The following is a 24621-nucleotide window of genomic DNA, read 5'->3' as shown; positions in this document are numbered from 1 at the left end:
TTATCCTTAAACTTACATATATATAAAGTGAAACTTTAATCATTGAGGTTTTCCTCATCCTTATTGATTATTAGCCCTCACCAAGCCGGTTTGTACGGGATAAACAAGATAGGTGGTGAACATATGCCCAAAAAAGTTCTCATTTTTTGTGATCCTGGGATTGATGATACGATGGCTCTCCTCTTAGCATTCTTTATCGATGAAATAGAAATCGTCGGTATCGTTGCTGATTACGGCAATGTTTCAAAAAAAATGGCAGTAGAAAATGCTCATTTTCTTACAAACGAAGTAAAGGATAGAAATATCAAAATCTTTGGTGGATCAGAACGGCCAATTACTGGTGCCCCTCCTGCTTTTTTTACAGATGTACATGGGAAACAGGGGCTTGGGCCAATTATTCCAAAGGTGAATGTAACTAACGGAGAAATGGAGAATTTTTTTGAAGTTATTCCTCTTATTGAACAGTATAAAGATGAATTAATTATTGTGAGTTTAGGAAGACTTACCTCCCTAGCAATTTTGTTTATCATGTGCAAACAGTTAATGAAACAAATTAAATCTTACTATGTAATGGGCGGTGCCTTTTTACATCCTGGTAATGTTACCCCTATTTCCGAAGCAAACTTTTATGGCGATCCTACTGCCGCTAATATAGTCCTTCAATCCGCAGCTAACATGTACATATACCCATTAAACGTCACTCAATACTCCATCATTACAACAGAAATGGCAGAATACATTGAGGCAAAAGGAAAAGCTCCACTTGTCAAACCGTTATTTGATCATTATTACTACGGATACTATAAAGACGCCCTACCACATTTAAAGGGGAGCCCCTTCCATGACACAATACCAATACTCGCTTTACTTGATAACTCTATGTTTACCTATCACAAATCACCTATCGTTGTCATGACAGAATCTTATGCACAGGGGGCAAGCATTGGAGAATTTCGCTCTTTAGGAGAATCTAAATCATTTATTGATTGGCCGAGTCATCAAATAGCAATTGATTTTGATTATAACCGCTTCTTCAAACATTTCATGTCACTTATGACGGGTGAACAATTTTAGCATAAAAAAACAGACCGTGATTTCTCACGGTCTGTCGTTTATTTTCTACAATTATCGTTTGATGTTATAGAAAGATTTGATACCATCGTAAACAGCGATTTCGCCTAGTTCGTCTTCGATGCGTAATAATTGGTTGTACTTAGCAATACGGTCAGTACGGCTCATAGAACCAGTTTTGATTTGGCCAGCGTTAGTTGCAACTGCGATGTCAGCGATTGTAGCATCTTCAGTTTCACCAGAACGGTGAGATACAACTGCTGTGTAACCAGCACGTTTAGCCATTTCGATAGCTTCGAAAGTCTCAGTTAAAGTACCGATTTGGTTAACTTTAATTAAGATTGAGTTAGAGATACCTTTTTCGATACCTTCAGCAAGTTTTTGAGTGTTAGTTACGAATAAATCGTCACCAACTAATTGTACTTTATCACCGATACGCTCAGTTAATAATTTGTGACCATCCCAGTCGTTTTCGTCTAAACCATCTTCGATAGAGATGATTGGGAAGTCTTTGCAAAGCTCTTCATAGAAATCAACCATTTCTGCAGAAGTTAAGCCAGTACGGCCTTCGCCTGCAAGGTCATATTTACCAGTTTCTTTGTTGTAGAACTCAGAAGAAGCAACGTCCATTCCTAAGAATACGTTCTCGCCAGCTTTGTAACCAGCTTTTTCGATAGCTTCGATGATTACTTCTAAAGCTTCACGGTTAGAACCAAGGTTTGGAGCGAATCCACCTTCGTCACCTACTGCAGTGTTAAGACCTTTGTCATGTAATACAGCTTTAAGTGCATGGAATACTTCAGCACCCATACGGATTGATTCTTTGAATGTTGGAGCACCAACTGGTAAGATCATGAACTCTTGGAAGTCAACGTTGTTATCAGCGTGAGAACCACCGTTGATGATGTTCATCATTGGAGTTGGTAATTGTTTTGCATTGAATCCACCAAGGTAACGGTATAATGGAAGACCTACGAAGTCAGCTGCTGCGTGAGCTACTGCCATAGATACACCAAGGATAGCGTTAGCGCCTAGTTTACCTTTGTTTGGAGTGCCATCTAATTCGATCATAGCACGGTCGATACCAGCTTGGTCAGTTACATCGAAACCAGCGATTTCTGGAGCGATAATTTCGTTAACGTTGTTTACTGCGTTAACAACACCTTTACCAAGGTAACGAGATTTGTCACCGTCACGTAATTCTACTGCTTCGTGCTCACCAGTAGATGCACCACTTGGTACGATAGCGCGTCCGAAAGCGCCGCTTTCTGTGTAAACTTCTACTTCTACAGTTGGGTTACCACGAGAGTCAAGGACTTCGCGAGCATAAACATCAATAATTGTTGACATAATAAATTCTCTCCTTTTTATATAAGCAAATTATTTAATAATTGTTTTACCTGTCATTTCTTTCGGTTGCTCAACACCAAGAAGTGTAAGCATTGTTGGAGCGATATCACCTAAGATACCATCTTCACGTAATTCTACGTCGTTCTTAGTAACGATGAAAGGAACCGGGTTAGTTGTATGAGCTGTCATTGGCTCTCCTTCAGAAGTTAATTCTTCATCCGCATTACCATGGTCAGCAGTAATAAGTGCTACACCATCTTTTGCAAGAATCGCTTCTACAACTTTTCCTAAACATTCGTCAGTTGCTTCTACTGCTTTAATTGTTGGTTCCATCATCCCAGAATGGCCAACCATATCACAATTCGCAAAGTTAAGAATGATAACATCATGTTTATCATTTTCGATTTCATTTACTAAAGCGTCCGTTACTTCGTAAATGCTCATTTCAGGTTTCAAGTCATACGTTGCAACCTTTGGTGAGTTAATTAAGATACGCTCTTCTCCTGGGAATTCAGCCTCACGACCACCGCTAAAGAAGAATGTAACGTGCGGATACTTTTCAGTTTCCGCGATGCGAAGTTGCTTTAATCCCGCTTGCGCAACAACTTCACCTAAAGTGTTATCAAGGTTCATTGGCTTGAATGCCACGTAACCATCTACAGTTTCACTGAAGTGTGTCATACATACGAATTCTGGAATGTGAGGTACTTTTTCACCACGATCGAACTCACGGAAGTCTTCGTTTGTAAATACACGAGCAATTTGAATTGCACGGTCTGGACGGAAGTTATAGAAGATAACTGCATCATCATCATTGATTGTTGCAACTGGCGTGTTATCTTCGTTAACAATTACAGACGGCAATACGAATTCATCATAAATACCGTTCGCATAAGAGTCTTCTACACACTCTTCTGCTGATTTATAAGTAGGGCCTTCACCATTCACCATAGCACGGTAACATTTTTCTACGCGATCCCAACGCTTGTCACGGTCCATGGAGTAATAACGACCAGAGATAGTCGCGAATTGTCCTACTCCTGTTTCTTTAATTACTTCATTTGTTGCATCGATATAGCTTTGTGCTGTTTTTGGTCCAACATCGCGGCCATCTAAGAATGCATGAATGTATACTTTCTCAACGCCTTCTTTAGCTGCTAAGCGAAGAAGAGCAAACATGTGGTTCATGTGACTGTGCACACCACCGTCAGAAAGTAAACCAAATAAATGAAGTGCAGTACCTTTTTCTTTTACGCTTTTAATTGCACTTTGGAACGTTTCGTTCTTATCGAACTCACCTTCACGAATTGCAACGTTAACGCGTGTTAAGCTTTGATATACAATGCGGCCAGCACCGATATTTAAGTGACCAACCTCAGAGTTACCCATTTGACCTTCTGGAAGACCTACTGCCTCGCCACAAGCTGTAAGCGTTGTGTGAGGGAATTTGTTCCAGTAACCATCAAAATTAGGTTTCTTAGCTTGTGCTACAGCATTCCCGTAAGTTTCTTCACGAAGTCCGAAACCGTCAAGAATGATTAAAGCTGTTGGCTTTCTCATTTTACCGCCCCCAGAAGACCTAAGAACGAAGCTGGCTCTAAGCTAGCACCGCCAACTAAAGCGCCGTCGATGTCAGATTGTGCCATATACTCTTTAATGTTTTCTGGTTTTACGCTACCGCCGTATTGGATACGAACAGCTTCTGCAGCTTCTGGAGAAACAGCTTCTGCAACAACTTTACGGATGTGCGCACATACTTCGTTTGCATCTGCAGAAGAAGAAGATTTACCTGTACCGATAGCCCAGATTGGCTCATAAGCGATAACAGTTGCTTTAACTTGCTCTTCTGTTAAACCTGCAAGTGCTTTTGTCACTTGACCTGCTACTAGATCAAATGTTTTTCCGCTTTCGCGCTCTTCTAAAGTCTCACCACAACATACGATTGGTGTTAAACCATGTTCAAATGCTGCGATAGTCTTTTTGTTTACTGACTCATCTGTTTCAGCAAACATTTCACGACGCTCAGAGTGGCCAAGTACTACATAGCCAACTTTTAAGTCGCTAAGTGCTACTGGGCTAATTTCGCCAGTGAATGCACCATTTTTTTCGAAGTGCATGTTTTGTGCACCTACTTGTAAGTCAGTCCCTTCAGTTGCTGCTACAAGGCGCTCTAAGAATAGAGCTGGGGAGCAAACTACTGCATCAACAGCTGAAGCTGCTGGGATTTGACCTTTAACTTCCTCTACGAAGCTAACTGCTTCTGATAGAGTTTTATTCATTTTCCAGTTACCTGCGATAATTGGTTTACGCATGCTTTGCACCGTCCTTTTTCTTTGGCTGCTACTTATTTGTCGTTAAGACAAACTACACCTGGAAGCTCTTTACCTTCCATGAATTCTAATGACGCACCGCCGCCAGTAGAAATGTGGCTCATTTTATCAGCCATACCGAATTTTTCAACAGCTGCTGCAGAGTCACCACCGCCGATAACAGAGTATGTATCTTCTGCATCTGCTAATGCTTGTCCTACTGCTTTTGTACCTTCTGCGAATGGAGTCATTTCGAATACACCCATTGGTCCATTCCATACAACAAGCTTAGAATTTTTAATTACATCTGCATAAATTTCACGTGTTTTAGGACCGATGTCCACGCCTTCCCAGTTAGAAGGGATAGAGTCGATACCAACGATTTTAGTTGTTGCAGTTTCAGAGAATTCCTCAGTGATTACAACATCAACTGGCATGTAGAAGTTTACGCCTTTTTCTTTTGCAAGTTGCATAAATTCTTTAGCTAGTTCGATCTTGTCGTCTTCACATAGAGATAGACCAATTTCATGACCTAAAGCTTTAACGAATGTGTAAGCAAGTCCACCACCGATGATTAAGTTATCTACTTTGTCTAATAGATGACGAATTACACCGATTTTATCTTTTACTTTCGCACCACCAATGATAGCTGTAAATGGACGTTCTGGGTTAGAAAGTGCTTTACCAAGTACATCTAACTCTTTTTCCATTAATAGACCAGATACTGCTGGTAGGTAGTCTGCGATACCTGCTGTAGAAGCGTGAGCACGGTGAGCTGCACCGAATGCATCGTTTACGAAGATGTCAGCAAGAGCTGCAAATTCTTTCGCAAGTTCTGCATCGTTCTTTTCTTCGCCCGCATAGAAACGTACGTTTTCAAGAACTAATACGTCGCCTTCGTTCATTGCTGCAACCATTTCTTGTGCAACTGGTCCGAATGCTTCGTCCGCTTTTTTAACGTCTTTACCAAGAAGCTCGCCTAAACGTGCTGCTACTGGAGTTAAACGCATTTCTTCTACTACTTGACCTTTTGGACGGCCTAAGTGACTTGCTAAAATAACTTTCGCACCTTGCTCTACTAAATATTGAATTGTAGGAAGAGCTGCACGGATACGAGTTTCATCTGTAATTTTGCCTTCTTTCATAGGTACGTTGAAATCAACGCGGCAAAATACACGCTTACCTTTTAAATCTACGTCACGAATTGATTTTTTGTTCATTGGATTTCCCTCCGACTACTAGTTAGGATTGACAAAACCCACTCAAAAGCTTAACACATTTGCTTTTAAAACGAAAGAAGAGAGAGAGGGAACAAACCCTCTCCCTCGTTTTGTCATTGATAACTTATATAATTAAGAATTAAAGACCTTTTGAAGTCATGTAAGCTGCTAGGTCTACTACGCGGTTAGAGTAACCAGTTTCGTTATCGTACCAAGAAAGTACTTTAACCATGTTACCTTCCATTACCATTGTAGATAATGCATCGATTGTAGAAGAAGCTGTACATCCGTTATAGTCGATAGATACTAATGGCTCTTCGCTGTATCCAAGGATACCTTTTAATTCACCTTCAGCTGCTGCTTTGAATGCTGCATTTACTTCTTCAACTGTTACTTCTTTGTCAAGTTCAACAACTAGGTCAACTAGAGAAACGTTAGCAGTTGGAACACGTACAGCGCCACCGTTTAATTTACCTTTAAGTTCTGGTAATACTAATGCTACAGCTTTAGCCGCACCAGTAGATGTTGGGATCATGTTTTCAGCTGCTGCACGAGCACGACGTAAATCTTTGTGTGGTAAGTCTAAGATTTGTTGGTCGTTAGTGTAAGAGTGAATTGTTGTCATCATTCCGCGTTTTACGCCGAATTTTTCGTTTAATACTTTAGCGAATGGAGCTAGACAGTTTGTAGTACAAGAAGCGTTAGATACTACGTTGTGGTTAGCTGCATCGTATTGTTCGTGGTTAACACCCATAACTACAGTGATATCTTCGTCAGAAGCTGGAGCTGAGATGATAACTTTCTTAACTGATCCACCTAAGTGTTTCTCAGCGTCTGATTTTTTAGTGAAACGTCCAGTAGATTCTACTACCACTTCTACTCCGTAGTCGCTCCATGGTAATTGAGCTGGGTCACGCTCAGCGATAACTTTAATTTCTTTACCGTTAACAACGATGCTGTTTTCGTTAGCAGATACTTCTGCATTTAAAGTTCCGTGAACTGTGTCATATTTTAAAAGGTGAGCTAATGTTTTAGCATCTGTTAAGTCGTTGATTGCTACTACTTCTACCTCAGAGTTGTTAAGAGCTGCGCGGAATACGTTACGTCCGATACGTCCAAATCCATTAATACCAATTTTAGTCATTTGAATTTCCTCCTTGGGGGATTATATTAAAGGGTAATACCCTTTGTTAACTGTTTTGCTGCACCTTCATCTGTAATTAGAATTGAAGTGTGCCCTTGTTTAATTACAGCTTGTATTGCCTTTGCCTTTGAAGAACCTCCAGCGACTGCAACAACGTGAGATACATTTTGTAAATCCTCAAGTTGCATACCAACTGTTCTTACTTTATGAACAACATTTCCTTGTTCATTAAAGTAATAACCGAAAGCTTCGCCAACTGCTTCGCTTGCCTGAATCTTTAACCAATCTGCTTCTGAAGTATTTCTGCGACGTGCCATTGTTAACGCATCACCTATTCCATGAATGACGATATTGGAAGATCGAATCAACTCAAGAACTTCTTTCACGGAAGGCTCTGTCACAATAGACGCATATGCTTCGCTACTAACATGGTCTGGAACATACAATAAGCGATAATTACTCATCGTATTTTGCGCCATTTTGGCACAAATGGTGTTGGCTTCTAATTCGACGCCTTCTCCAATTCCACCACGTGCTGGGACAAATAGCATATGTAAATCTTTGCAATCAAGCTGCATCATGTCCGCAGCAGCAGCTAGCGTAGTTCCTCCAGCCACAGCAACGATATTATTCGCTGTCAGACGGTCTTTTATACAAGTCACACAAGCACGGCCCATCTCCAGTTTGACCCAAGGCGATTCATCACTATCACCAGGGACAACGAAAACTTCATCCAAGTCTAATGTTTCCTTAAGTTGCTTTTCTAAAACCTTTAACCCGGAAATTTCTTTCATAAAGTCTTCCAAAGCAAGAACTAAAGCTGTTCCTTCTTCTGTCAAAGTCATTCCAGAAGAAGCGACGTGAACTAAGTTTTGTTCTTTCAAAACTTGAACTTCACTTCGCAATACTCGTTCTGTCATACCGAGACTTGCTGATAAGTTTCTTCTTCCAATCGGCTGCATGAGCCTAATGTATTGAAGAATTTGCATTCTCGTTTGCATAACAGGTAGCAGATCAGGTAATAATTTTTTTGTGTTCTGAATCCATGAGCGCATATCTTTTCTCCTCACTACATCGGTTCATTTTTCCTCCGTGGTCACTTTACGTCCCGTAGTGACATTTTGTGTCCCACATAGGTTAAAAAAATAATCCCTGCTACGTGTATTATTGTAACAGGAGATAGAAACTTATTCAACTCTTAACTGCATTCTTTATATAGTTTATTATGACACCTTTGTGAATGTTACCATATTCTACTTGTTTTCCGTCCATTTCTACAACCGGAATCATTAAGTGATATTTTTCTAAAAGGTCATTATCTTCATATATATCTATTTCCTCGATTTGAAAAGAATATTCACATTGTACTTCCTGTAAAACTTGTTTCGCCTTCACGCAAAGGCCACAATCTTTTTTAGTATACAGTACAACTTTCATCTTCTTCACCTATCCGATCGTTTTTCGTAATGACGAAGCTGGGATATGCATTTGTTCTCTATACTTCGCCACTGTTCTTCGAGAAATAACAATTTCATGCTCTTCTTCTAATAATTTTGAAATCTTTTGATCTGAAAGTGGCTTTTTCTTATCCTCTGCCCCAATTAGCGTTTGAATAAATTGTTTTACACGTTTTGTAGAAACTGCTTCATCTTCAGTCGTCGAAACGGCATTGCTAAAGAACGATTTCATCTCAAATAAACCGTGTGGTGTTTGAACATATTTATTTCGCGTCGCACGACTAATTGTCGATTCATGCACACTTAACTCTTCCGCTACCTCTTTTAAAGCGAGAGGTCTTAAATACTCTGGACCTTTCCAGAAGAAATCACGTTGTTTTTCCATAATAATAGTCATTACTTGCAGCAGCGTCTGTTTTCTCTGCTTCAAACTGCGCATAATCCACTGCACATGCTGATACTTTTCTGATACGTAAGATGCTACTTCACTTTCACTATTATTAAGAAGCGCACTATATTCAGAATGAATTTCAATTCTCGGCATATTTCTCTCATTCATTTGTAAAACGAGGCGATCGCCATCTTTTTTCACCGCCATATCAGGCACAATATAAAGTGGTTTATCTGAAGAAAACGCAAGACCTGGTTTTGGTTGTAATGACGTTATACAATTTACCGCACTCTGTAATTCCTCATTACTACATTTCAACACTTGAACGAGCTTTCGCCAATCTTTCTTCACAAAATAAGCGAAATGATCTTCTACAACCTCTTCTGCTAATCCATTCCGTCTTTGTAAGCGCTTCAATTGCAAGGTTAAACATTCCTGAATATTACGCGCCCCTACCCCTGCTGGTTCCAGTGATTGGACAAGCTCTACAGAGCGGTCGACTACATGAATATGCGCAGAAAGGAGCTCTGCTAACTCTTCATTCGTTTCTTGTAAATATCCATTTCCATCCATGTTCATAATAATGAAAGAAGCTACTTTTCGCTCTTCTTCATCTATTTTATAATACTGTATTTGATTTAATAAATGTTGCTGAATCGTTGTAGAATCCACACTGTAGATCTCCATCTGATTCTCGACTTGTTTGCTGGTACTTTTACTGTTGTTAGAGCTCTTTTTCTTCTCCCTCTCAAAACCACCTAACTCAATAAGGGGATTCTCTAACGATTGCTCATACAAAAACTCCGATAATTCTTGTACATTATACTGGAGCATTGTAATCGCTTGCCTTAACTCTTGTGTCATTGCCAAACGTAAGCTTTGTTCTTGTAAAAGACTTGCCTTCAAACTAATCTCCCCCTTGTTTCTATTGTACAATAAGTTTGGTAAAAGGAGAATCCTCACGCAGACACCCATTCCAAAATATTATTAATTTATATGTATTAATGAGATTTACAACTTACAACCTAAATTTGAATAATATTGAAAGAAAATAATAAACTCAATTATTTGTTACCACATACTAATAGTAACCCTTAATTTTATATATAACAACATTAAATTTATCTCTGTTCAATTCCAAAATAAAAAGAGCAGTTTAGGTATAGTGACACTTCACTATGCCTAACTACTCTTTTACGATTCTTAATTAAGAAAGAAACCTCTTATTTAAAGCTAAGGAACTTTGATTCCTAATTACATAGGAATCATAGAGATAATCGTTCGATTCACTAGACGCTCCTTGAATTCCTCTCATCTCTTCCACAGACAACTCAACTATTTTTTTCACGCTTCTCTCGTTATTACTATCCATCATTTTTTGTTTTCTTTTCGAAAAAAATCCCATAATTTATTCCCCCCTGCAATTAATTATTTTTTAACAATTGAATGAATTTAAGGCTCTTACCACTTCTTAATACACCTTTCGGATAGACCTTCGCTGCAAACATAGCAATTAAGCTAATGCTAGCCAGTAATACAACCATAGATGTAATAATTTCTAAACTCCCAACGGATCCATTAATAATCCTAACTACCATACTAATTGGAGCTGTAAACGGAACATATGATGTCACCCTTGATACTAGCCCTTCAGGGTTATCAAGTACTACTAATAACTCCACCACTAAGCTTCCCATCAATATAAGAGTAATCGGCATCGTTGTTCCGGATAATTCTTCTGGCCTGCTTACCATAGAACCAAACACTGCGAAAAGTGCCGCATAAACGAAGTAACCGAGAACAAAATATAACAAGAAATATGCAGCATGCTCACCTGTAATCATATTTACATCAATATTCACTCCAAAAAACGAATCCGATACCTTAAAAATTCCAGATTTAATATATAGCGCCATACTAAGGAAGAAAATAAATAACTGTGTCAAACTAGCAAGACCGACTCCTAATATCTTCCCAAAGACCATGTGAACAGGCGACACCTTCGTTACCATCACTTCCATAACACGCGACGCCTTCTCTGACGCTACCGCTGTAGCAATCGCATTTCCATACGAAGTAATTGCTAAGTACATAATCGCTACTAATAAATACACCAGTAAGAATGAGCTTGTTTCTTCGTTATTTAAGTTTTGCTTTTTCGCTTGCACGTTCATCGTCAGTGATTTCACAGCCTCTTCTGATAACTGTTGTTTAACTACCGCACTTTGAAAATACTGATTTTGTACAAATACCTGCGCACTTTGAATCAACTTAGGATTATCCACCTTCATAAAGTAATCTAATACTGGTTCAGCACCCGCACCCTCTTTTAATATAAAGAGCGCTTCGACTTTCTTATCTAACAAATCTTGCTTATATTGATTTAATTTTGTTTTATCACCTAAAGACCAATCCCATTCTGGAAGAGCTTTACTAAGATTAGATTGATCCAAAGTAACATTAGGTGCTTCGGAAATAAATACAACCTTTGCTTTTTCTTTCTCTCCAGAAAACTTTTGTACTAAAGTTGGAAAGGAGAATAAGAATATCCCTCCTCCTATTAATAACAATGTCATCCCAATAAATATTTTCGTCCTCACACGATCCCAGTACGTTTGCCCTAAAACAATCCAGAAATTCCTCATTACTTATGCACCCGCCTTTTCAACAAAGATTTGATGTAAAGAAGGTTCTTTAATAGAAACGTCTCGGATATATTGTTTAGTTTTAATATCTTCAAGCAGCGAGAATGCATCCTCTCCATCATTAACTTTAATCATGAACGTACGATTAACTTTTTCAAAATTGAAATTTTTCTTCTTAAGAATCGGTTCAATATCCCCTTCCGTTTGCAACGTCATATATTTGTATTGATAACTTTTCTTAATATCTGACAAGGCACCCGATAATACAATTTGACCGTTTTTCATAATACAAATTTCCTCACAGAACGTTTCTACACTGTCCATTTGATGACTACAAAAGATAATCGTTTTTCTTTGCGCGATTAACTCGAGTACAACATTTTTTAACATCTCTGCATTTACAGGATCCAATCCACTAAATGGCTCATCTAGTATGATGAATTCCGGATTATGCAATATCGCTGAAATCAATTGAATTTTTTGTTGATTTCCCTTTGACAATTCCTCTGTTTTCTTCTTTAAATGTGGTGTCATTTCTAATTTTTCTAGCCACTGTAACGCATGCCTTTTTGCAAGATTTGCTGGCATTCCTTCTAACTTGCCGAAATACACCAATTGCTCCACTACATTCATTTTCGGGTATAATCCACGCTCTTCTGGTAAATAGCCAATAGATAGGTCTTTCTTTGAAAAAGGGCGATTATTCCATAGAATTTGGCCGCTATCCGGTTTGATTAAATCTAAGATCATACGAATCGTTGTCGTCTTACCAGCACCATTTCGGCCCAGCATCCCTAAAATCCCACCTTCTTCTACACGTATATTTAAATCATTAACGGCTTTATATTCACCAAATGTTTTATTTAATCCTTGAATTTCAAATGCCATATATAACATCCCCTTTACTGTTTAATAAAGTAAATAACTGCCATTCCTAAAGCAATTCCGCCAATCATAAGTAAAAACTTTTTAAAATTCATCCCTATCTCTCCCATTTTTTAAAATTTGTATTTCGAAAATCAAGTGCACCCTTCGCATTTACAATACCTTTTCCAAAATATTTTTTTCCGTCATCTAATGCCGGTTTGGCCCCCTGATATAATCTTGTTTTAACAAATCCATTACTAGGCTTCAGCCTAAATTTTTCTTTATATTCCGCAATTACAAGTGCGGCTGTAGCAGAAACTTTAGGAACTGCTAGACTCGTTCCAATCATCAGCTCATACCCTCTATCAAACCCTAACCATTCACTTAGCTGAGATTGCGGAAGGTTTGTAGGATATGTGGTTAATACCATAGCTGTTTCATCTCCCACTTTTTCACTTTCCCACAAAGATCCATAATCTCCTGATGGAGCTGCAATATCAACATTGGTTCCATAATTAGAGTAATAAGCTAATCGATCATCTTTATTTGTTCCCGCAACAGTTACTACCCCCGGTAAACCTCCTGGCATATGAAGTTGTAAGTCGTTTTCATATCCTCTTTGCTTAGCTAATTGAAAAGGATTTGAAATATCGAATCCTTCTGTTCCAGAGGAAGCCACTAGCAAACTCCCTTTACTATTCGCATACTCTATTGCTCTTTTATAAGCTAAGTACACAGCTCCTTCTTCTGGATCTTTAATGGACTTGTATGTTCCTAAACTTAAATTAATAACATCCATACCATCATTTGCAGCCTCTACAATAGCTTTAATAATCCAGCTTGAATCCGCAGAACTACCTTGAAATACTTTGTATGGTACAATCCCAATTTTGGGCGCTACCCCCTTTATTTTCCCATCAGCAGCTATTAACCCAGCAATCATTGTTCCATGACCAATATTATCTTCAATTGATTCTACATTCGGAACTAAAATTTTCCCCTGACTAACTATATTTCCCTTTAGCGCAGGATGATTTACATCAATCCCACTATCAATAACACCAATCTTTACACTATGATTTCCTTGTTCAATTTTATAGCTCTCTCCATTTTCTGTTACCTTATCGACATCCCATTTCCATTTGCTATAATCGACCTCTTCTTGTTCTAATTGTGAAGGTGCGTATTTTGTTATATTCGAAGGTTTCTTTACTATAGCGGGCGGCTTTAATTCCACTACATCCTCTCTACCTGCTTTTTCAATTATCCCTTTATAATTTTTTAATAAATGCTGCTTCGCTTCTTGTACTCTTTCTAAATTATCACCTTCGATATTCAGCATCTTAATTTCTTTTATTACTTCTAGCTTTAAATCGGGATATTTATCTCTAATTTCCTTTATCATCTCATCCGTATTTTCACCTTGCCTCAATGTAAACACATACGAATTTTCTTTAATTTGATTATGTTTCATTTCTTCAGCGCTTATCGTACTAACTCCAACTATAGGAAGGTTTAATAATAATCCTACTGTAATTCCAACACCTATTTTCGCTATAGTGTTTCGATATTTAGGCCAATCTTTCACTTTTAATCCCTCCTTTTACTTCCTGAGCTTTTGACAATTGATAATAATACCCTTGCTTCTCAAGTAGTTCTGTATGTGATCCTATCTCTACAATTGCTCCCTTATCCATAACAATAATCTTATCTGCATTCTTAACCGTACTTAACCTATGTGCAATGACAATCCTTGTACATAACATATCAGTTAAATTCTCATCAATAACTCTTTCAGACAATGTATCGAGTGCACTTGTCGCCTCATCTAATATTAGAATAGATGGGTTTGTTACCAATGCTCTAGCTAATATTAATCTTTGCCTTTGCCCACCAGAGAAATTAACTCCAAATTCAGATACCATCGTTTGAAAATTTAATGGTAGCATCATAATATCTTCTAATATATTCGCTTGCTTCGATGCCTCAATTACTCCATTTGGAGGTACACCTTTCCTTTGCGCAATGATATTTTCTCCTACCGTTTTGTTAAACAATCTCGCTTCTTGGAAAACAACGCCTATTGATTTCCTTAAAAATTTCAAATTTAACTTTTCGCTTTCAATCCCATCAAATCGGATTTTCCCATTCGTTGGTGTATATAGTCCGAGAAGCATTTTTACAATTGTACTTTTTCCAGACCCAGACGCCCCAACAATTGCGACCTTCTCACCAGCTTTGATTTTAAATGAAACATTCTGAATTGCATCTTCACTGAAATAATTGTGACGATAAGAAACATTGTCAAACTCAATATCACCATTCAGTTTCTTAATTCCTGAAAATTGATTGACCTCTCTCTCCGATCTCGCATGCATTACATCGTAAATCCGCTGAATATAGGAGCTAATATAAATCAATTCACCATAGCCACTCCCAATGGAGATAATCGGTGTTATAAACGAAATCGCTAACGCGTTAAAGCCGAGTACACTTCCTAATGTCATATTTCCAGCTAGCACCTGTTGTCCACTGAACCAAAGTAGAAACAAGGGTAAGATAAATTGAATAGAACCCGCTAATGTATTCATCAATGCCGTCCATATAGATCTCTTCTCTGCATGAATAAGTTGAGAACCAAAGCGTTCTTTCCATTCTTTATACACTTGCTTTTCCAATCCCATAACCTTCACATCACTAATCCCATTAATACTCTCAGACAAAATCCTTTGAACTTGAGCTTGAGCCGAAACCTCTTTATCAGCTAACTTCTTAGAAACAGTCGTGCTCATGACAAGTAAGGCGAATATAACAATCCCAACTGCTAACACAACGAGTCCTAATAAAGTCGAATAACGAAACATGAAGAATAAGTAAGTGAAAAGCAGAATTCCATCTATAAGAAAGGAAATTACCTTAGTAGATAATATTTGTCTAATATATACATTGGAATTTGCTCTAAATAACAGTTCTCCCATGGATCGATTCTCAAAAAAGTTATAAGAAAGACTTAGTAGTTTTTCTATAAAACTTTGCATTAAAGACATATCAATTGCCGTTTGTAATTTCGCTATTAGAAAGCCTCTTAACGAAGCAAATACTTGATAACTTATTAGCAATACTAAAATGCTGTAACCTATCATATTCATATAACTCGGATCTCTCGGAACAATTACGTGGTCAGTCATCCAACTTGTTACAAATGGAATCACCAGCGCAAAAGCCTGAATTATCAAAGAAGCTAATACAATTAAAGCTATTAATTTCTTTTTCCCTAACACAAACGATAAAAAGAATTGCAAATGAGAGACACCTTTTTGTTTTTGAAATGACTCATCTGGTTCCAGTGTTAATACAAATCCAGAATACTTTTCCTCCATTTCTTTTTTAGAGATTTTATTTCTTCCGTAAGCAGGGTCTATAACTATAGCCCCCTTTTTTGTCACTTTCTCTAGGACTACATAATGTTTATGTTCCCAATGGATAACTGCTGGTAATTTAACTTCACTTAAAGCTTCATATTCAGCTTTATATCCTTTTACTTGAAAACCATTTTTCCTAGCAATATGCATAAGCTGGTATAAAGATGTACCACCTTTCGGAACACCAAACTCTTCTCTTAATTCAGCTAACGAAACATGCTTTTCATAAAAACTAAAGACCATCGCCAATGAGGCTAATCCACATTCGCTATGTTCCATCTGTTCTATAAAGGGCACCTTTGCCATTTTATTCCCCCCTATCTCTTTAACTATTAATCATAGCAACACCCTCATGGTTACCATGATTAAAATTAAATTCAAATGTAATTAATCCTAAAAAATATGCAGCTATTCCAATTTGGACCCTTGAATGTATTTCTAACTTTCTTTTAATTGAGGCTACTAATTCCCCCACTCTCCTTCTACTAATAAATAACTCCCTTGCTATTTCAACATCCTTCAAACCTCGTGCAATCAACACAGCTACTTCTTTTTCTCGACCACTTAAAACTTTCTTCATCATTCTCCTCCTTTATTCTCAATCCATATTAGATTATTTTTTCTCGTTTATTAAACTGTGTTGTCTTAATCTGTACTCCTATCATATCCTTCTTTTAAACGTTATTGTCCGCAATGCACGTTGTAGTTACCGCAAACAAATTAGCGGGATTCTCCGCAACATCTTCATAAAAAAAACATATCGCATTTACGATATGCTTAATTGTGAAGATGTCCCTCTTATGTTACAATTGGAATATTCCGAATTTTTACAAAAGGGGAGCTGCGAGTGATTTATTCATTACAAAATGAATTAATTTTGCGTGCAAAAAAACTGGTTTATGGACATTTTTTCGAATCTACATTACGTCAATGTTCTTCAGAATATATTGAATACAAATTCAATGATTCTACTCGTTTTGCTAACATCACTCTCGTACATTATGAAATATTTCAAGATAACCAAAATGAAGAGGAAAAACAATTACTGCTAACAATTATAGAATTACTTATGCTTGCTCTAGATATTATGGATGATATTCAAGACGAAGATTTCTTAGAAGGACCTTGGACAAAACATCCAATTGCCACAAATCTCAATATAATTATGGGATTTTTACTTATTTGTTTGCAAGAAGTTGACAAGGCTTCCCTTTCAATTCAAATGAAAAACTGGCTCAAAAATGAAATACACTCTTCTATTTTAAACTCTATTAATGGACAACAACTAGATCTTAAAAATGAAATCCATTCCGAGAAAGATTATATTGATATGGTAACTCACAAATCTGGATATCTAATTAAACTTGCATGCTTATTAGGAACAGGGAATATCAACCCTATCCAGCGTTCTTTAATTGAAAACTACGCACTATGTATAGGCGTTATTAATCAAATAAAAAACGACATGCGTGATATTATGCAATGGGATAAGAAAAATGATTTTCTTAATTTAAAGAAAACTTTACCAATACTATATTATTTAAATAGTAAAAATGATAACTTTATACTTATAAAAAAGTTCTTTAATCAAGAGATACAATACGATGAATTAAATAATCAAACATTAGATTCTTTAAAACACATATTACTGTACGGTGGATCAATGGAGTACTGCTCCGTTATGCAGAACCTATATGTATACAAATCAAAAGGATACATCGAACAACTTTCACTCAGTCAAGCAAATAAGGATAGGTTAATTGATACTCTAATTTAGTTTACTTCCATGTCTCAGCAGCTTTACTAAGTAAAGACGATTTATTTAAAGTACCTAAAATAATTTCTAATTCTTGTTTTGATATACCATCAATGGCTATTGTTCCTTGACTACACACATTTTTAAATTGAATATCTTCTAATATACGTTCAACTAATTCTCTAATCATATATCGTTCACCCCACCAATTTTTATAGTTTTATATTATTACATATTCTTTTGCTATTATCCGCAATCCTATTGCGGGATTCCGAAATTATATATGATAGTGAGGTAATTCTAGCAATGATTAAACAACGTCCAATTTATTTCGTAATTTCATTAATAATTTTTTACTTAATCATACAAAGTTACATCCTCTACAAGTTTTATCAGCCTTACAGTGGCATTATCGCTTCTAAAGAAAAACATAATACATATACAATCAGTCAAATTGATACGTCGGGTTGGGCTGCAAAAACAGCCTTAAAAGCAGGTGATGAAATTTACAAAGTGGATGGGGCGAATCCTTATTTAGGGGTTTTCAAGCGATACCAAAATCAATTTTTAAATGCAACTGAAATTCAAACTATACAGAATGATAGGATTTCTACTTATAGCACAACAGCTACTTCAGACAACGAAGAGCTAATTATTACATTATATCTACCAATGATTTTTTCTCTGACCATTTTAAGCTTATGCTTTATTGTCTATAGAAATAAAGCTATAAGGCGAGAAGAGCGTTATTTTATGCTTTTTTTATTAGCAACCTCTATTAGCCTTTCCGCCTCTTCTATATCTAGTAAATCTGATTTTGGCGGACTCTTAATTATAAGTATCTCTTTTCAAAGCGTATCTTTATTTCTTACTTTATTTTTATATCAGCTGTTTAAGCGGAAGGAAATTATTATTATACATAAAAATGTGATTAGATTTCACATTTTTCTATACATGACAGTTATTACTACCGGCTTATTATCCGTTACCTTTCTTCCAAATTTGCAACAAGTCTCTGCTTACACAGATTTAGCTTATTTATGTTTTAGTATTCTTTTAAGTGTATATTTCCTTTTAAAAGGATACATAAAATATAGAAATACTTTACACAGGCCTTTTTTTAAATTTATGTTAGTTATCCAATGTATTTCTTTCGGGCCATTTATAATGCTATATGCTCTTCCAAGGATATTATTTAATGCAGCCATTATTAGGGCTGATATTGCAGCATTATTCCTATTTTGCATTCCAATTGGCTACTTTTATTTAATATTAACAAAGCAAATCTTTGATATTGATTTTATGTTTGATCGTGTTCGGTACTACTCTTTGCTTTCATTACTTCCAACTATCATTATTACATTAATTATAAGCTGGGGTATTAATCCTGATGAGCGATTCTTTATTAGACTCATGCAAAATTTCATTATCATTTTCCCTTTAAACATACTGTTTCTTGTAATAAAAGAACGATTAGATTTCACATTTCGCAATCAATTATTCAGAAGCAAAACCAATTTACATGTAAGTATTGATCAATTCGCACAACAACTTTCTTCCATTATGAAGGTAAAAGATTTAGAGAAAAAATTTATGAATGAAATTATCTCCCTACTAAAACCGTGTTTTATACAATTTATTGAGTTTGATACAAAACAAAATACATACAATTGTTATAAAAGTTACGGAGAAACAGAAAAATTTCATCTTTCGAAAAAGAAACAATGGGGAATGGAATCAGGGTATATAAATGATTTATTAGAAGATGACGGATGCATCGGTATTTATTTATATTCTACCCAAAACACAAAGCATTACATTTGGGTTGGAAATAAAACCAACAATATTAAATTTAATATCAATGAAAAAACTTGGTTTATTGCTATCGTAAAATATGTACGTCTAGTTTATGAAAACCTAAATTCAGTTAATCAAATCATTCAATCTTTAGAAAAAGAAAGCATGGCAAATAAAACACACTCAGCAACTCTTTCGCGCCTACTATTTCAAATCTCAGAAACTGAAAGGCGTCGGCTTGCTGCGGATCTTCATGACGCTGCCCTGCAAGACCAAATTGTCTGGTATCGTAAACTAGAAACCGTATTAAAAGAACATACTGTACCAGGTGAATTGCAGGGACAATTAGAAAAAATAAAATTCGGTATGTTTGATGTTATTCAACAAATTCGTGACACTTGTAATGAATTAAAACCGGCTCTTCTATCTGAAATTGGTCTTATAGGTGCACTTAAAGAGCTATTAGCACAAATGCAACTACGTACTAATTTCCGAATTCAATTTGAATATGACTCAATACAGGAGAATCATTACGAATTTGATAAAATTTTATCTATTTATCGTATTATCCAAGAATTATTAAACAATGCTGATAAGCACTCTAATGCAACCTTAATTAATATATTTTTATGGGAAGAAAATAATTGTATTTATCTAGATTATCGTGATAACGGCATCGGTTTTAATACCCAAGCCCCCTATTCTTCAAATAAACATATGGGTTTATCTGGAATCAAAGGGCGCGTTCAAGGAATAGGAGGCGAAATTCAGCTTATTTCAGAAATAGGAAATGGACTACAAGTAAATATTACTATACCGAGGTGAATAAAATGATACACGTTTTGATTGTAGACGATCACCAAATAGTGGGTGAAGGTACGAAAAATATGATCGAATTAGAAGAAGATATTCAAGCAACATACATTTTAAACGAACAGGAAGCAATTTCTCAAAGTTCAAAAACACCTTTTGATATATATCTTTTAGACATGAACATGCCTAATTATAGTGGACTTGATGTGGCTCAAAAACTTTTACACATACAACCAGATGCAAAAATTATTCTCTACACAGGCTTCGAATATTTATCACAATTTAATTTATTAATAGATTCTGGTATTAGCGGTATTGTTAGCAAATCAGCATCACAGCAAGAGTTATTAATGGCTATTCGGGCCGTCTTAAATGGGTATACTTTAATTCCAATTTCTTTATTGCGACAACTTCGAGTTGAAGATATGACTGTTGATAACTTAGATACGAAAAGAGCATCAAGCCATGTTACAATTACACAAAAAGAATTAGAAATTCTTGAATCCATTGCGAAAGGAAAAAGTAATAAACAAATTGCAGATGAATTATATATGAGTTCTAGGGCTGTTGAATATAATTTAACGAAACTGTTTAAAAAGTTCAAGGTAAGTTCTCGTTCTGAAGCATTAGCTGAAGCTGTTCGAAAAGGTATAATAAATGTAAATGTATAATAAAGACATTCTACCAAAAGGTAGAATGTCTTTTCATTTATCCTTTTACATTTTCTAATGTCATAACGGATGGAATTTCATTCGGCTGTAATAGTCTTAACAACTGCATACCAACTCCTGCTATCCCTACAAACATACCAAATGATTGAATATCATCTGGTGCATCACATTGATAACTACCAGTTTCTCTATAATTAGTAATAACTTGTATGCCAATTTGTAACGCCTGTTCATACAATTCTTTATTACCATACAACTGTGAAACAGCCAATAGTAATTCCGTGTCCCCCATATTCCCATGACATAATGTATCATTATTTTTAAATCCATACTTTCGCACATTATCTACAGCCACTCGAATTTCTTCGTCCATTTCTACATCTTCTTCATAGCTTCTTACTAAAACTCTACTCAATCCTATTCCAGTGGAACCGTGGCACCATTGATGTAAGCACTTCTTCTCACTCTCTCTTGTGTCTTTCCACGCACTTTCTTCTTTTTCAAACAATGATCGATCATAAGCAAATGCTTTTTTAGCTAAATCAATATATTCTTGATTCCTATTCATAATCCCTGAACGCCATAAGCTCCAAGCGATACCACTCGTCCCATGAGAAAAACCGCCTAAATAACTGTTAGTATGTTTATTCTTCCACGCTACTCCATTTTCTAATATTGATACATTTTCCACCAAATGCTTACTGTACATATCAGCAAGATCTAAATAATCTTGATCCTTTGTCATTTCAAATAAATTAAGGGCCACTTGAATAACTCCTGCTGAGCCACTTAACAAATCAAACTCTTCTTCTTCTTTGAGCCTTTCTTTTAATTCTACTTTTATTTCTTCTAAAAAATCCTGATATTCTTTTCTAGGACTTATAGATTGAAAATGTGCTAATGGATATAACAATGAATATTTACTCAAGAAGGTCGATAGAAGCCCCTTCGCTTTCGATAAAGGGTTCATCGCTGACTTCAACGCCTTATGAGCAACCTCTAAATATTTTTCGTTTCCTGTAACCTTATTTAGATACAATAAGAATAGTGCTACGCCACCTAAACCGTCATATAAATTTTGCTTCATCGGGGCAACATACCACTTGTCGTGAATAACATTTGCTTGTAACCATGATGCTGTTGTTTTATCATCTGATAATACTACATTCTCTACTAAAGACTCTCCGATATTTATAGCTTCCTGCAAGATTGTCTCCTGATGATTTTCTAATAATTCACTTCTGTAATCCTCTTTTCTTCTCACTTTAATATCAACATCTCTATTTCCCTGTATTGCCAACTTCAGCCACCCTCGTTGCTTTTCCAATTCCTTATCATCAAAATGATAAATTCTATTATATACTTGCTCATAACCGCTCTCCTTAAAAAAGTCTTCCATCCTTTCACCTGTACTACTATATAGATCTCGTGAATCTGTAAAAGTCGTAAATATAGGAACATCCGCACGTAATAAGTCTTGAATCTCATGAATGACTAGCCCCTTATTTTCATATGGGTAATACCATACTCTTTCAAATAATTGTTCCAATAAAATTGAATCTCTCATATAGTCTGGATGTGTAGACTCTTGTAAGAAATTACAATATTGTTGAGTTGCCCTAGCAACAATGCGAATTTTATTTTCTCTAAATGTAATTAAAGGTCCTCTTTCTGATAAAATCTCTTCCTTATACTCAATAAAAAATTTACACATTTCCTGAAAACCATCAATAATAAAGGTTAAATAATCCTCTACATAAATTTCTTCTACTCCAAGTTTCGGTAGATTTTTAGCACTTTGACTTTTGGCTTCTTTCATAGTAAATTCCATTTCATCCTTACTATTTTGACTTAAGGCCAGCACCTTAAACGGCAAATCTTGCTCTTTTCCATTTAAAGCACTTAAATCTATACCTTTTCCATCGATGTTTTGAAACATAGCTTGCGGTAACAATCCAGATCCTATCACTGAGTCGCTTTGTTCATATTTCAATTTTACTTCCGCACTATCCGGAAAATTCAGTTTTGGATATTGATGGAAAATCGTCTCCGAATCAATAATGTATGGATACTCTCCATGAGCAATTATATTTTCAAAATGCAAATCAGCACCTTTTAACATATGCATTAAACCAATCAACTTACCAAAACGTAAATAGTAGCGCTCCACCTCTTCTTTAGAAGAGCACGGTTTATACAATATTTTTTCTTCCCATCCATATTCACCAAAGTCTAAAACTTTATATGATGGAAGTTGTATACTTCCACTTACCTCATTCATCCATTCTAAAAATGCATGGTACGATTTCGTAATTTCCATAGACTTTGGCTTATATAAAATTTCTTTACCTGAAGAGAATACAAGCTGAACAACTGTTTTACCTTCTTGATGTGTATCTCCTAATCCAACCTTAATTTCGCTTAATGATACATCCTGCAATTGAAATTCTTTTTGTAACTGTAGCCAATTTTCATTCAAACGAAATAGTAACATTTGAACATTTTGTATAAAATACTCTGTTCTCAAAATTAACCTTCGTGTTAATGTTGCGTATTCCTCATAGAACGCAATTAAATTCTCCTTATTTCTAGCTTTCTCTCTGACAAAAGAAAGGAATCGCTCTTCTGGAGTCTCTCCTATTAGTTCCTCCCTCAGTTTTGCAATATTAAACTCTAAAACTAGTGATCGCACCGCATTATTTAATAACTCTTCTACTAAAGATCGCACTAACATTTCTTTAATCTCTTCATGCTCATAACGTATCTTATTTAATCTATATTTCAACGAACTATCTATCATTTCGGCTGCATAAAGTGCAAACGGTCTAACAAATTCTATAAACCCTAAATCTTCCTCTGCACTTAATGGCTTACTTTCACACAACTCTATTCCCATTTCTAACACGCGCAAATTCACATGCTCATTTAATTCATCTATATATAAATGCTCTTTTGATTCAGGGATTTTCTCAATTAAACTCGCAAAATCTTCTTTTGTCATTTCATTCATTTTTAATTTAAAATCAAAATCAGCTTTATTACTTCTAAACATTTTATCTATCCATTTATTTAATTGGGCTAAATTTAAATCTTCCGATAATAATAAATCTCTTCTACTCATTAGCGTTTTATAGCGCTCTTTCAAATTAAGACTCTTTGCAAATGCCTTTTCATTTATATATGAGTGAATTAACATAATAATTTAATCCCCTTCCTTATTTTAAAATCCATATTCCAATAAATTGGTCCCCTTCAGGGGAAACAGATTCCAACATTCGATTTTTCGCATTCGAATATTGGAATCTGTTTCATTCAAAAGGAGATGAACACCCCTTTCGAATGAAACCTATCTACTTACAAATTTTAATTGATGTCGTTATTCCTATAATTACTCCCACACAAAGTGGTGTTGTTTCTGGTTGTACATCTGATGCCCCTTGAATTTCCGCTAATTCTTCTTCGCTTAATTCATTTAGCGCTTTTCCCGATGGATGTTTCGGTAAATCTTTTAACTTCTCTCTTACCTGTGGATCTTTCCATGCTTCTACTAACTCTTCTTTTGTGAACTTGTATCCTTTTGACATTTCATTCATCCTCTCATTTTGTTTTTTTATTTTATTTACAAATCTTGATTGACGTTGTTAACCCGATAATTACTCCCACACAAAGTGGTGTTGTTTCTGGTTGTACATCTGATGCCCCTTGGAT

At 35.9% G+C, this 24621-nt stretch carries 22 protein-coding genes; 4 read left to right on the top strand and 18 right to left on the bottom strand.

From position 1 onward, the window contains the following. Positions 1–123 precede the first annotated feature (123 nt). Entirely contained in the window at positions 124–1074 is a 951-nt protein-coding gene (locus ACS2QP_RS11290; protein WP_332284807.1) for a nucleoside hydrolase, read from the top strand. Positions 1075–1125: 51 nt separating this feature from the next. On the opposite strand, the gene eno is transcribed toward ACS2QP_RS11290, so the two are convergent. From eno to ACS2QP_RS11220, 14 genes are all read right to left on the bottom strand, one after another. Continuing rightward, a complete protein-coding gene (gene eno / locus ACS2QP_RS11285) occupies positions 1126–2421 on the bottom strand; it encodes a phosphopyruvate hydratase (protein WP_000103951.1) in 1296 nt (431 codons plus the stop codon). Positions 2422–2451: 30 nt separating this feature from the next. Beyond that, positions 2452–3981, bottom strand: coding sequence for a 2,3-bisphosphoglycerate-independent phosphoglycerate mutase (gene gpmI / locus ACS2QP_RS11280; protein WP_001231152.1), 1530 nt, complete (start codon positions 3979–3981; stop codon positions 2452–2454). Further along, positions 3978–4733: a triose-phosphate isomerase gene (tpiA, locus tag ACS2QP_RS11275; protein WP_001231038.1), complete on the bottom strand. Its 756-nt coding sequence runs from the start codon at positions 4731–4733 to the stop codon at positions 3978–3980. The genes gpmI and tpiA overlap by 4 nt, the downstream gene beginning before the upstream one ends. A gap of 32 nt (positions 4734–4765) precedes the next feature. Then, entirely contained in the window at positions 4766–5950 is a 1185-nt protein-coding gene (locus ACS2QP_RS11270; RefSeq protein ID WP_001036350.1) for a phosphoglycerate kinase, read from the bottom strand. Positions 5951–6089: 139 nt separating this feature from the next. After that, positions 6090–7094 carry a type I glyceraldehyde-3-phosphate dehydrogenase gene (gene gap / locus ACS2QP_RS11265; protein WP_000161236.1) on the bottom strand — a complete coding sequence of 335 codons (1005 nt, stop codon included), beginning with the start codon at positions 7092–7094 and terminating at the stop codon, positions 6090–6092. Positions 7095–7120: 26 nt separating this feature from the next. Beyond that, positions 7121–8149 carry a gapA transcriptional regulator CggR gene (gene cggR, locus ACS2QP_RS11260; RefSeq protein ID WP_048528176.1) on the bottom strand — a complete coding sequence of 343 codons (1029 nt, stop codon included), beginning with the start codon at positions 8147–8149 and terminating at the stop codon, positions 7121–7123. Positions 8150–8285: 136 nt separating this feature from the next. Then, positions 8286–8531: a glutaredoxin family protein gene (locus ACS2QP_RS11255; RefSeq protein WP_000869730.1), complete on the bottom strand. Its 246-nt coding sequence runs from the start codon at positions 8529–8531 to the stop codon at positions 8286–8288. Between the two features lie 9 nt (positions 8532–8540). Then, on the bottom strand, positions 8541–9848 hold the full coding sequence (gene rpoN / locus ACS2QP_RS11250) for an RNA polymerase factor sigma-54 (protein ID WP_000647955.1): 1308 nt from the start codon (positions 9846–9848) through the stop codon (positions 8541–8543). A 301-nt stretch (positions 9849–10149) separates the two neighbouring features. Further along, positions 10150–10347 (bottom strand): hypothetical protein, encoded by a 198-nt coding sequence (locus ACS2QP_RS11245; protein ID WP_000505575.1) that lies wholly within the window; start codon positions 10345–10347, stop codon positions 10150–10152. 19 nt (positions 10348–10366) lie between these two features. Then, positions 10367–11587 (bottom strand): ABC transporter permease, encoded by a 1221-nt coding sequence (locus ACS2QP_RS11240; protein ID WP_001243601.1) that lies wholly within the window; start codon positions 11585–11587, stop codon positions 10367–10369. 3 nt (positions 11588–11590) lie between these two features. After that, complete coding sequence (locus ACS2QP_RS11235; RefSeq protein ID WP_000863489.1) at positions 11591–12475, bottom strand: ABC transporter ATP-binding protein; 885 nt, start codon at positions 12473–12475, stop codon at positions 11591–11593. Positions 12476–12569: 94 nt separating this feature from the next. Then, a complete protein-coding gene (locus tag ACS2QP_RS11230; protein ID WP_332284810.1) occupies positions 12570–14042 on the bottom strand; it encodes a S8 family peptidase in 1473 nt (490 codons plus the stop codon). Beyond that, on the bottom strand, positions 14026–16182 hold the full coding sequence (locus ACS2QP_RS11225; RefSeq protein WP_332284811.1) for a peptidase domain-containing ABC transporter: 2157 nt from the start codon (positions 16180–16182) through the stop codon (positions 14026–14028). Before ACS2QP_RS11225 ends, ACS2QP_RS11230 begins: the two co-directional genes overlap by 17 nt. 19 nt (positions 16183–16201) lie before the next feature. Continuing rightward, a complete protein-coding gene (locus ACS2QP_RS11220) occupies positions 16202–16456 on the bottom strand; it encodes a response regulator transcription factor (protein ID WP_000757187.1) in 255 nt (84 codons plus the stop codon). 267 nt (positions 16457–16723) lie between these two features. Between ACS2QP_RS11220 and ACS2QP_RS11215 the strand changes: the two genes are divergently transcribed. Beyond that, complete coding sequence (locus tag ACS2QP_RS11215) at positions 16724–17653, top strand: polyprenyl synthetase family protein (RefSeq protein WP_000640554.1); 930 nt, start codon at positions 16724–16726, stop codon at positions 17651–17653. A 1-nt stretch (position 17654) separates the two neighbouring features. On the opposite strand, the gene ACS2QP_RS11210 is transcribed toward ACS2QP_RS11215, so the two are convergent. Next, on the bottom strand, positions 17655–17822 hold the full coding sequence (locus tag ACS2QP_RS11210; RefSeq protein WP_000617614.1) for a hypothetical protein: 168 nt from the start codon (positions 17820–17822) through the stop codon (positions 17655–17657). Positions 17823–17938: 116 nt separating this feature from the next. Here ACS2QP_RS11210 and ACS2QP_RS11205 point away from each other — a divergent pair, with 116 nt between their 5' ends. Next, the gene (locus ACS2QP_RS11205; protein WP_332284813.1) at positions 17939–20254 is read left to right on the top strand and encodes a sensor histidine kinase; all 2316 of its coding nucleotides are present in this window, start codon (positions 17939–17941) and stop codon (positions 20252–20254) included. Positions 20255–20259: 5 nt separating this feature from the next. Next, positions 20260–20913 carry a response regulator gene (locus ACS2QP_RS11200; RefSeq protein WP_000582194.1) on the top strand — a complete coding sequence of 218 codons (654 nt, stop codon included), beginning with the start codon at positions 20260–20262 and terminating at the stop codon, positions 20911–20913. Between the two features lie 37 nt (positions 20914–20950). Here ACS2QP_RS11200 and ACS2QP_RS11195 read toward each other — a convergent pair whose 3' ends face one another. The 3 genes from ACS2QP_RS11195 to ACS2QP_RS11185 form a co-directional block, all read right to left on the bottom strand. After that, a complete protein-coding gene (locus tag ACS2QP_RS11195; protein WP_438882428.1) occupies positions 20951–24109 on the bottom strand; it encodes a type 2 lanthipeptide synthetase LanM family protein in 3159 nt (1052 codons plus the stop codon). 154 nt (positions 24110–24263) lie between these two features. Continuing rightward, positions 24264–24497 (bottom strand): mersacidin family lantibiotic, encoded by a 234-nt coding sequence (locus ACS2QP_RS11190; protein ID WP_438882427.1) that lies wholly within the window; start codon positions 24495–24497, stop codon positions 24264–24266. 31 nt (positions 24498–24528) lie between these two features. After that, the gene (locus ACS2QP_RS11185) at positions 24529–24621 is read right to left on the bottom strand and encodes a mersacidin family lantibiotic (RefSeq protein ID WP_002162981.1); all 93 of its coding nucleotides are present in this window, start codon (positions 24619–24621) and stop codon (positions 24529–24531) included.

It is taken from the genome of Bacillus cereus group sp. Bce019 (genome assembly GCF_051781745.1).
In the GTDB taxonomy this organism is placed as follows: Bacteria; Bacillota; Bacilli; order Bacillales; family Bacillaceae_G; genus Bacillus_A; species Bacillus_A cereus.
This window is presented reverse-complemented; position numbering and strand designations above follow the sequence as displayed.

Excerpts from the sequence above, each read along its gene's own strand:
- ACS2QP_RS11290 (WP_332284807.1), top strand. The coding sequence starts at position 124 with ATGCCCAAAAAAGTTCTCATTTTTTGTGATCCTGGGATTGATGATACG.
- eno (WP_000103951.1), bottom strand. The coding sequence starts at position 2,421 with ATGTCAACAATTATTGATGTTTATGCTCGCGAAGTCCTTGACTCTCGT.
- gpmI (WP_001231152.1), bottom strand. The coding sequence starts at position 3,981 with ATGAGAAAGCCAACAGCTTTAATCATTCTTGACGGTTTCGGACTTCGT.
- tpiA (WP_001231038.1), bottom strand. The coding sequence starts at position 4,733 with ATGCGTAAACCAATTATCGCAGGTAACTGGAAAATGAATAAAACTCTA.
- ACS2QP_RS11270 (WP_001036350.1), bottom strand. The coding sequence starts at position 5,950 with ATGAACAAAAAATCAATTCGTGACGTAGATTTAAAAGGTAAGCGTGTA.
- gap (WP_000161236.1), bottom strand. The coding sequence starts at position 7,094 with ATGACTAAAATTGGTATTAATGGATTTGGACGTATCGGACGTAACGTA.
- cggR (WP_048528176.1), bottom strand. The coding sequence starts at position 8,149 with ATGCGCTCATGGATTCAGAACACAAAAAAATTATTACCTGATCTGCTA.
- ACS2QP_RS11255 (WP_000869730.1), bottom strand. The coding sequence starts at position 8,531 with ATGAAAGTTGTACTGTATACTAAAAAAGATTGTGGCCTTTGCGTGAAG.
- ACS2QP_RS11245 (WP_000505575.1), bottom strand. The coding sequence starts at position 10,347 with ATGGGATTTTTTTCGAAAAGAAAACAAAAAATGATGGATAGTAATAAC.
- ACS2QP_RS11240 (WP_001243601.1), bottom strand. The coding sequence starts at position 11,587 with ATGAGGAATTTCTGGATTGTTTTAGGGCAAACGTACTGGGATCGTGTG.
- ACS2QP_RS11235 (WP_000863489.1), bottom strand. The coding sequence starts at position 12,475 with ATGGCATTTGAAATTCAAGGATTAAATAAAACATTTGGTGAATATAAA.
- ACS2QP_RS11225 (WP_332284811.1), bottom strand. The coding sequence starts at position 16,182 with ATGGCAAAGGTGCCCTTTATAGAACAGATGGAACATAGCGAATGTGGA.
- ACS2QP_RS11220 (WP_000757187.1), bottom strand. The coding sequence starts at position 16,456 with ATGAAGAAAGTTTTAAGTGGTCGAGAAAAAGAAGTAGCTGTGTTGATT.
- ACS2QP_RS11210 (WP_000617614.1), bottom strand. The coding sequence starts at position 17,822 with ATGATTAGAGAATTAGTTGAACGTATATTAGAAGATATTCAATTTAAA.
- ACS2QP_RS11205 (WP_332284813.1), top strand. The coding sequence starts at position 17,939 with ATGATTAAACAACGTCCAATTTATTTCGTAATTTCATTAATAATTTTT.
- ACS2QP_RS11200 (WP_000582194.1), top strand. The coding sequence starts at position 20,260 with ATGATACACGTTTTGATTGTAGACGATCACCAAATAGTGGGTGAAGGT.
- ACS2QP_RS11195 (WP_438882428.1), bottom strand. The coding sequence starts at position 24,109 with ATGTTAATTCACTCATATATAAATGAAAAGGCATTTGCAAAGAGTCTT.
- ACS2QP_RS11190 (WP_438882427.1), bottom strand. The coding sequence starts at position 24,497 with ATGTCAAAAGGATACAAGTTCACAAAAGAAGAGTTAGTAGAAGCATGG.